The following is an 8,312-nucleotide window of genomic DNA, read 5'->3' on the forward strand; positions in this document are numbered from 1 at the left end:
GTTCAGCCGAGACCGCGCACGCGCACCGGGTAGGGCGGCTCCGCCACCCCGTCCTCCCGGTCCCGCGTGACCACCACCCGCCCGCCGTGCCTACGGGCGACATAGCGTTCGACCTCCGGTTCCTCCCACCCGTCGCCCGGGTCCGCCATCACCAGGCCGGCCCCGGTGCGTCCGCGCGCGGGCGCCCACACCTCCAGCTCCAGCCCACCGTCGGCGCCCCGCACGGGCACCACCGCTCCCGCGCGCGCGAGCACCGGTATCCGGGACAGCGGCGCGTCCACCACGACCCGCCCCGGTCCCTCATGGACCTCCTCCGTCACCGTGTCGTACCAGCGGCCCCGCGGCAGCCGCACCGCGCGCCGGCGGACACCGGGATCCAGGACGGGGGCCACCAGCAGACCGTCGCCCAGCAGGAACGCGTCCTCACAGTCGCGCAGCGCCCGGTCCTCCGGCGCCCCCCACCACAGCGGCCGCACATAGGGCGCGCCGGTCCGCCGGGCCAGATGCGCCAGCGTCAGGAAGTACGGCAGCAACCGCCGCCGTTCGAGCAGCGCCACGCGCGCGTGCTCCAGCACCTCGGCACCGAACTCCCAGGGCTCCCGGCGCCCCGCCCGCAGACCCGCGTGGGTGCGGAACAGCGGCAGATACGCGCCCAGCTGGAACCAGCGCAGATATAGCTCCGGCGACGGACTGCCGTCGAAACCGCCCACATCCGGACCCGAGTACGGCACCCCGCACAGCCCCAGGCCCAGCACCAGCGACAGCGACGCCCGCAGCCCCGGCCAGCCGGTCGCCACGTCTCCCGACCAGGTGCCCCCGTACCGCTGCAGCCCCGCCCAGCCCGAGCGGGAGAACAGGAAGGGCCGCTCCTGCGGCGCCAGCGCGCGCAACTCCTCGTAGGCGGCCCGCGCCATGCACAACGCGTACACGTTGTGCCCTTCCCGGTGGTCGCCGCCGCGCCCCTCCAGGGCGTGCCGGGCCGAACGTGGCAGCGTCGGCTCACCGAAGGCGCTGAACGACGTCGGCTCGTTCATGTCGTGCCAGAAGCCGGAGAAGCCCTGCTCCAGCCGCTCCTCGTACAGCCCGCCCCACCACGCACGCGCGCGTGCGTCCGTGAAATCAGGGAAGACCGACTCACCGGCCCACGCCACACCCCGCACCGTCCGGCCGTGCGCGTCCCGCACGAACGCGTCCACGGCCGCGCCGCTGTCGAACACGGCGTTGCCCGGCTCCGCCCGCACCGCCGGATCGACGATCGACACCAGCCGGATCCCGTCCCGGCGCAGCTCCTCCGCCAACACCGGCAGCTTGGGAAAGCGCTCCTGGTCGACCGTGAACACCTGATGGTCGTCATAGTGGTCGATGTCCAGGTGCACGGCGTCCAGCGGCAGCCCGTGCTCGTGGTAGCCCGCGACGATCCGGCGCACCTCCTGCTCGCTGCCGAAGCCCCACCGCGCGTGCTGGTGGCCCAGCGCCCAGGCGGGCGGCAGGGCGGCTGCCCCGGTCAGCGAGGCCCACGTGTGCAGCACGCGCGCGGGAGTCCCCACCATCACCCAGCAGCGCAGCGGACCGCCGTCCATCCGCACCTCGCAGTGCCCCGCCCGGTCGTGCCCGGACCCGGCACCCTCCTCGCCCTCCCGCAGGACCACCGTCCCGTCCCAGGTGGTGTCGTGGAACACCAGATGAGTACCGGCGTCCGCCACCACCAGCTGCACCGGCATCGTCAGATACAGCGGATCGTCGCCGGGCCCGAACGCCCGGCCGGGATCGGTGTTCCACAGCCGGTACCTACCGTCGCGCAGCCGGGGCCCGCCCGCGCGCCCGCCCAGGCCGAAGATCCGGGCGTCCGCGGCCACCTCCGACCGCTGCATCCACCGCGCCGCACCCCCGCCGACCGGCTCCCACCAGCGCGGCGGCAGATCCCGCCGCAGCGTCACCCCGCCCGGCGTGCACACCTCCACCGCACCGTGCCGCGAGACCACGACGGTCGCCCGCTCGGCCACCACACGCCAGCCGCCGTCCTTGTCCGGCTCCAGCACCGCCCGCGGATCCGGCTCGGGACCGCTGCCCGCCAGCGCGTACGACGGCTGCGGACCAGCCCCGTCCCACCCCCAGAACACCGCCCCGTTCACCGCCACGACGATCCGCAGCTCCGAGCGGCCGAACCGGATCAGTCCACCGCCGGGACCCGGCTCCGCGTCCCGCACCTCGCCCGGCACCCTGGCCCGCTCGGGCCCCCGCCGCGGCAGCCCGGCGGCGTCGATACGCCTCCTGCGCCAGGCGGCCCGTACGGTACGCAACCCCTGCGCCGCCCTGCCACAACCGACCACACTCACCGAACGCACCAGGTCACGACCGTCCATGCTGCTCACCCTGCCACTGAGCGCCCCACGCGCGCGTGTCGTTCAACTGCCGTTCACCCGTGCCCGGACCACATCTTCATGACATGGACTGTGTGGAGCGCACCCTGGTGCAGAAGTCGATCACATGGCATCGTCCCTGTCAGCCGCGTGACGCGCACACCCCAGCCCGTGCGCGGACCGACGCACACGACGCGCACAGCCCGGGAGCCGCACCAATGTCGACCGCGAACCCCCAGCCGCTCTGGCAGCCCGATCCCCAGCGGATCGCCCAGGCCCGCATCACCCGGTTCCAGGCATGGGCCGCCGAACACCACGGCGCCCCGGCCGAGGGCGGGTACCCGGCCCTGCACCGGTGGTCCGTCGACCAGCTGGACACCTTCTGGAAAGCCGTCACCGAGTGGTTCGACGTACGGTTCTCCACGCCCTACGCGCGCGTGCTCGGCGACCGCACCATGCCCGGCGCCCAGTGGTTCCCAGGGGCCACCCTCAACTACGCCGAACACGCCCTGCGCGCCGCCGCCGACCGCGCTGACGAACCCGCCCTCTTGTACGTGGACGAGACGCACGAGCCACGCCCGGTGAGCTGGGCCGAGCTGCGCCGCCAGGTCGGCTCCCTCGCCGCCGAACTCCGCGCCCTCGGCGTCCGCCCCGGCGACCGGGTCAGCGGCTACCTGCCCAACATCCCCCAGGCCGTCGTCGCCCTCCTCGCCACGGCCGCCGTCGGCGCCGTCTGGACCTCGTGCGCCCCCGACTTCGGCGCCCGCAGCGTCCTGGACCGCTTCCAGCAGGTCGAACCCGTCGTCCTGTTCACCGTCGACGGCTACCGCTACGGCGGCAAGGAGCACGACCGCCGGGAGGTCGTCGCCGAACTCCGCCGCGAGCTGCCCACCCTGCGCGCCGTCGTCCACATCCCCCTGCTCGGCACCGAGCCCCCCGAGGGAACCCTGGAGTGGGCGGCGCTGACCGCCGGGGACACCGAGCCGGTCTTCGAGCAGGTCCCGTTCGGCCACCCGCTGTGGGTGCTCTACTCCTCCGGCACCACGGGCCTGCCCAAGGCCATCGTCCAGTCGCAGGGCGGCATCCTGGTCGAACACCTCAAGCAGCTCGGCCTGCACTGCGACCTCGGCCCCGAGGACCGTTTCTTCTGGTACACCTCGACCGGCTGGATGATGTGGAACTTCCTCGTCTCGGGGCTGCTCACGGGCACCACCGTCGTCCTGTACGACGGCAGCCCGGGCTACCCGGACACCGGAGCCCAGTGGCGCGTCGCCGAACGCACCGGGGCCACCCTCTACGGCACCTCCGCCGCCTACGTCATGGCTTGCCGCAAGGCCGGTGTGCACCCCGCACGCGACTACGACCTGTCCACGGTGGAGTGCGTCGCCACCACCGGCTCCCCCCTGCCGCCCGACGGCTTCCGCTGGCTGCACGACGAGGTCCGCGAGGACCTGTGGATCGCCTCCGTCAGCGGCGGCACCGACGTCTGCTCCTGCTTCGCCGGCGCCGTCCCCACCCTCCCGGTGTACACCGGGGAACTCCAGGCCCCCGGCCTGGGCACCGACCTGCAGTCCTGGGACCCCAGCGGGACGCCCGTCATCGACGAGGTCGGCGAGCTGGTCGTCACCCGTCCCATGCCGTCCATGCCGATCCACTTCTGGAACGACCCCGACGGCAGCCGCTACCACGACAGCTACTTCGGCACCTACCCGGGCGTCTGGCGGCACGGCGACTGGATCACCGTCACGTCACGCGGAACCGTGATCATCCACGGCCGCTCCGACTCCACCCTCAACCGGCAGGGCGTCCGCATGGGCTCCGCCGACATCTACGAGGTCGTCGAGCGCCTGCCAGAGATCAAGGAATCCCTGGTCATCGGCATCGAGCAACCCGACGGCGGCTACTGGATGCCGCTGTTCGTGCACCTCGCACCGGGCGCCGTCCTGGACGAGGCGCTCCTGGACCGCATCAAGCAGGCCATCCGCGAGCAGCTCTCCCCGCGGCACATCCCCGACGAGATCATCGAGGTCCCCGGCGTACCGCACACGCTCACGGGCAAGCGCATCGAGGTCCCGGTCAAGCGCCTTCTCCAGGGCACCCCCCTGGAGAAGGCGGTGAACCCCGGCTCCATCGACGACCTCGCCCTGCTCGGCTTCTACGAGGAGCTGGCCCGCAAACGCGCCTGACCCCCGGACGATCACCGTCCGCATCCGGGCCTGTGGCCGAACCAGACGGTGTGACCTGCGCAGACGACCTCACCACCGGACCGTGACCGCCGGCGGCACCGCCATTGTCAGTGCCGCCGGTTACGGTGAGTGAGCATTGATCGACCGCGCATTGGGGGAATTCATGGCGCACACCGACCACCAGACCATGCGGCGCGTCCTGCGCCGCGAGATCGCCGGCACCATCGGCGTACTCACCGACGACCACGACTTCCGCGCCATGCGGCGCTACCGCAGCTTCACCTTCGACGACCACACCACCTACCTCCAGCAACTGGAGGCCGTCCTGCAGGACCGCGCCGCACAGGGCAACCACACCACCCTCGCCCTGTTCGACCCGGAGGACTACGCCGTGTACTGCGCGGACACCGGCCTCGACCCGGAAGCCCCCGCCAGCCGGACCCGCTTCACCGCGGAACTGGCGGCCACCGGCCCGACCGTCCCCTACGACGGCCGCCCGCTCACCGTCCTCCTGCCCGTCCTCGTGGACGAAGCCGTGCGCCAGGCCACCTGGGAGTACGCCACCACCCTCCTCACCCGCCTCGGCCCCTGCCCGACCTGCGGCGAGGACATCGGCAGGGCAGCCTTCACCCGCGCCTCCGACCTGGTGGTCCGCATCCTCGACACCGCCCCGCCCGGCGACCGGCACCTCGTCTGCACCGTCTCCGGCCCCCCGGACACCCTCGTCTCCGTCCTGCACGGCGACCAGGACCCCCACGGGGCGACCCGCCTGGACGAGGCCGAAGCTCTCGAATTCGCCGGCGTCCTCGCCCTCGGCCTCGCGACCCGCAGCCCCGGCGGACTCGTGATCCGCGTCAGCGCCGCCGGCACGGCCGACCGCGTCTACGGCTGGCGGCTGCGCGGCGGCGCCCTCGAACCGCTGACGGCCTCCGAGGTGTTCGACGCCTACTGCACCGACGTCGAATCCGGAGAACCGATCTCCCCGGAGCCCGGCGTCGACTACCGCGAGCCGCCCGCCCTCGGAGAGGAGAGCACCGCCGCGGACCACCGCCACTGAGGCCCCGCACACACCGCGGCCGGAACGCGGCAGGGGCGCCCCGCCCGAAGGCAGGACGCCCCTGAACCGACACGCCAGCGGCGACCGGTACGGCTACTCGCCGGACAGGACCGCCTGAGCCGCGCTGCGCGCCTCCTCGGCACTGTCCGCGGCACGCGCCGCCGCGGCGGCCCGCTCACACTGCGCCAGCGTGTACTTCGCCAGCGTCGCGCGGACGTACGGAATCGACGCCGCGCCCATGGAAAGGGAGGTGACACCGAGACCGGTCAGCACACAGGCCAGCAGGGGATCCGACGCGGCCTCACCGCACACCCCACAGCTCTTGCCCTCGGCCGTGGCCGCCTCGGCGGACAGCGCGACCAGGTCGAGCAGCGCCGGCTGCCACGGGTCCTGCAGGCGGGACACCGCACCCACCTGCCGGTCCGCCGCGAACGTGTACTGCGCGAGGTCGTTCGTCCCCAGCGACAGGAACTCGACCTCCTGCAGGATCGAGCGCGCCCGCAGCGCGGCCGAGGGGATCTCGACCATCGCGCCGAACTTCGCCCGCAGCCCCGCGTCACGGCAGGCGTCGGCGAAGGCCTTCGCGTCCTTGCGGTCCGCCACCATGGGCGCCATGACCTCGAGGTAGACGGGCAACCCCTCGGCGGCCTTCGCCAGCGCCGTCAGCTGGGTGCGCAGAACCTCGGGGTGGTCGAGCAGCGTCCGCAGCCCCCGCACACCGAGCGCCGGGTTCGGCTCGTCCGCCGGCGTCAGGAAGTCCAGGGGCTTGTCCGCACCCGCGTCGAGCACCCGCACGACCACACGGCTCTCGGGGAACGCCTCCAGCACCTGCCGGTAGGCCTCCACCTGCTTCTCTTCGGAAGGAGCGTTCTTGCTGTCGTCCAGGAACAGGAACTCGGTACGGAACAGACCCACACCCTCCGCCCCGGCCTCGACAGCCGCCGGCACGTCCGCAGGCCCGCCCACGTTGGCCAGAAGCGGCACCTTGTGCCCGTCCGCGGTCACCCCCGGACCCGTCGAAGCGGCCAGCGCGGCCTTGCGCGCGGCAGCCGCGGCCTCCAGCTCCGCCTTCTTCTCCTCACTCGGGTTCACGAAGACGTCGCCGGTGCTGCCGTCGACGGCGATCAGCGTGCCCTCGGCCAGCTCACCGGCACCGGGCAGCGCCACGACGGCCGGCACGCCCAGTGCCCGCGCCAGAATGGCACTGTGACTGGTCGGACCGCCCTCCTCGGTCACGAAACCCAGGACCAGGGACGGGTCCAGCAGCGCGGTGTCCGCCGGAGCCAGATCACGGGCCACGAGCACATAAGGCTGGTCACTGTCCGGGACACCCGGCATCGGCACGCCCAGCAGCCGGGCGACGATACGGTTCCGCACGTCGTCGAGGTCGGCCACGCGCCCGGCCAGGTACTCACCGGCACCGGCCAGCAGCTCCCGGTACGCCGCGAAGGCGTCGTACACCGCGCGCTCGGCGGTACTGCCGACGGCGATCCGCCGGTCCACGTCGGCCATCAACTCGGGGTCCTGCGCCATCATGGCCTGGGCCTCCAGCACGGCCTGGGCCTCGCCCCCCGCCAGATTGCCGCGCGCCATCAGGTCGGCGGCCACGGCGTCCACGGCCTGACGGGCACGTCCCTGCTCACACTCCGCGTCCTCGGCGGGAATCTGCTTGGCCGGCGGCTCCAGGACCGCCGTGCCCATGTGCCGTACCTCGCCGATCGCCACGCCATGGCTCACGCCGACGCCTCGCAGCGTTGTCTGCATCTCACCCGTCTCCGGATAGTGCGGCGGGTCCCGCCGCCGCGGTGGTTGTCCTGTTCGCCGCCTCACGACGGCAGTGCTGTCAGTTCCAGGAGAAGAGGCTGTCGCCGACCTTCACGTCCCCGTCCTCACGGAGGTCGGAGAGGGACTCGGCAGTGGCTTCCAGCGCGACGACCGGGCACACCGGCGACTTGCCGGCGGCCTCGACCGCGGCGGGGTTCCAGCGCACGACGGCCTGGCCACGGGTCACGGTGTCGCCCTTGTTGACGAGCAGCTCGAAGCCCTCGCCGTTGAGCTGGACCGTGTCGATGCCGAGATGGGTGAGCACCCCGTGCCCGCTCTCGTCGACCACGACGAATGCGTGCGGGTGCAGGGAGACGATGATGCCGTCGACGGGCGCCACGGCCTCGGAGATCTCACGCACGGGATCGATCGCGGTGCCCGGGCCGACCATGGCCCCGGAGAAGACCGGATCCGGCACTGCGGCCAGTCCGATGGCACGCCCGGCAAGAGGGGACGTCACGGTGGTCATGGGAAGCCTCCCAAGGAGTGGAGCTGTTCACGGGCCGTCACTGGCAGTCCCGGACGGCGCACTGAGCAGCAGCGTATGTCATGTGAACTGGCGGTTCCGGATGGAAGCTACCAGCTAGTGGTCTAGACCACCAGCTCACCGGATTTGCATGGCCTCCGAGGCCCCGTGTACAGTCGTACTCCTGCCGGGGGGCAGTGAGGCGTGCAACCGCATCCTCCTCCGACAGCAACCAAACTCATCAGATCCTATCTCTGGATCTCCTTCCGCATGCTCGCGGATCGGTGGTCAGAGAGACGGAAAAACCCTGATAGAGTTTGAAACACCGAAGGGAAGCGCCCGGAGGAAAGCCCGAGAGGGTGAGTACAAAGGAAGCGACCGTTCCTTGAGAACTCAACAGCGTGCCAAAAATCAACGCC

Annotated in this window: 5 protein-coding genes; 2 read left to right on the forward strand and 3 right to left on the reverse strand. The window is 72.2% G+C overall.

Annotation, left to right across the window (positions count from 1 at the left end; translation table 11 throughout):
• Positions 1–2: 2 nt before the first annotated feature.
• Positions 3–2,363, reverse strand: a complete 2,361-nt coding sequence (locus tag AB0946_RS17505) for a glycoside hydrolase family 31 protein (protein WP_366761453.1) — start codon at positions 2,361–2,363, stop codon at positions 3–5.
• Positions 2,364–2,578: 215 nt separating this feature from the next.
• Between AB0946_RS17505 and AB0946_RS17510 the strand changes: the two genes are divergently transcribed.
• Positions 2,579–4,546, forward strand: a complete 1,968-nt coding sequence (locus AB0946_RS17510; protein ID WP_366761454.1) for an acetoacetate--CoA ligase — start codon at positions 2,579–2,581, stop codon at positions 4,544–4,546.
• A 163-nt stretch (positions 4,547–4,709) separates the two neighbouring features.
• Positions 4,710–5,603: a hypothetical protein gene (locus AB0946_RS17515; protein WP_366761455.1), complete on the forward strand. Its 894-nt coding sequence runs from the start codon at positions 4,710–4,712 to the stop codon at positions 5,601–5,603.
• A 93-nt stretch (positions 5,604–5,696) separates the two neighbouring features.
• On the opposite strand, the gene ptsP is transcribed toward AB0946_RS17515, so the two are convergent.
• The gene (gene ptsP, locus AB0946_RS17520) at positions 5,697–7,367 is read right to left on the reverse strand and encodes a phosphoenolpyruvate--protein phosphotransferase (RefSeq protein WP_366761456.1); all 1,671 of its coding nucleotides are present in this window, start codon (positions 7,365–7,367) and stop codon (positions 5,697–5,699) included.
• Positions 7,368–7,446: 79 nt separating this feature from the next.
• On the reverse strand, positions 7,447–7,896 hold the full coding sequence (locus tag AB0946_RS17525) for a PTS glucose transporter subunit IIA (protein ID WP_171158315.1): 450 nt from the start codon (positions 7,894–7,896) through the stop codon (positions 7,447–7,449).
• Between the last annotated feature and the right edge of the window lie 416 nt (positions 7,897–8,312).

Origin of the sequence: Streptomyces sp. NPDC046870 (assembly GCF_040704595.1) — a bacterium.
Lineage (GTDB): Bacteria > Actinomycetota > Actinomycetes > Streptomycetales > Streptomycetaceae > Streptomyces > Streptomyces argyrophylli.

Bases quoted from the DNA above. Each gene is read 5' to 3' on its own strand.
- AB0946_RS17515 (WP_366761455.1), top strand. From the start codon at position 4,710: ATGGCGCACACCGACCACCAGACCATGCGGCGCGTCCTGCGCCGCGAG.
- AB0946_RS17525 (WP_171158315.1), bottom strand. From the start codon at position 7,896: ATGACCACCGTGACGTCCCCTCTTGCCGGGCGTGCCATCGGACTGGCC.
- AB0946_RS17510 (WP_366761454.1), top strand. From the start codon at position 2,579: ATGTCGACCGCGAACCCCCAGCCGCTCTGGCAGCCCGATCCCCAGCGG.
- AB0946_RS17505 (WP_366761453.1), bottom strand. From the start codon at position 2,363: ATGGACGGTCGTGACCTGGTGCGTTCGGTGAGTGTGGTCGGTTGTGGC.
- ptsP (WP_366761456.1), bottom strand. From the start codon at position 7,367: ATGCAGACAACGCTGCGAGGCGTCGGCGTGAGCCATGGCGTGGCGATC.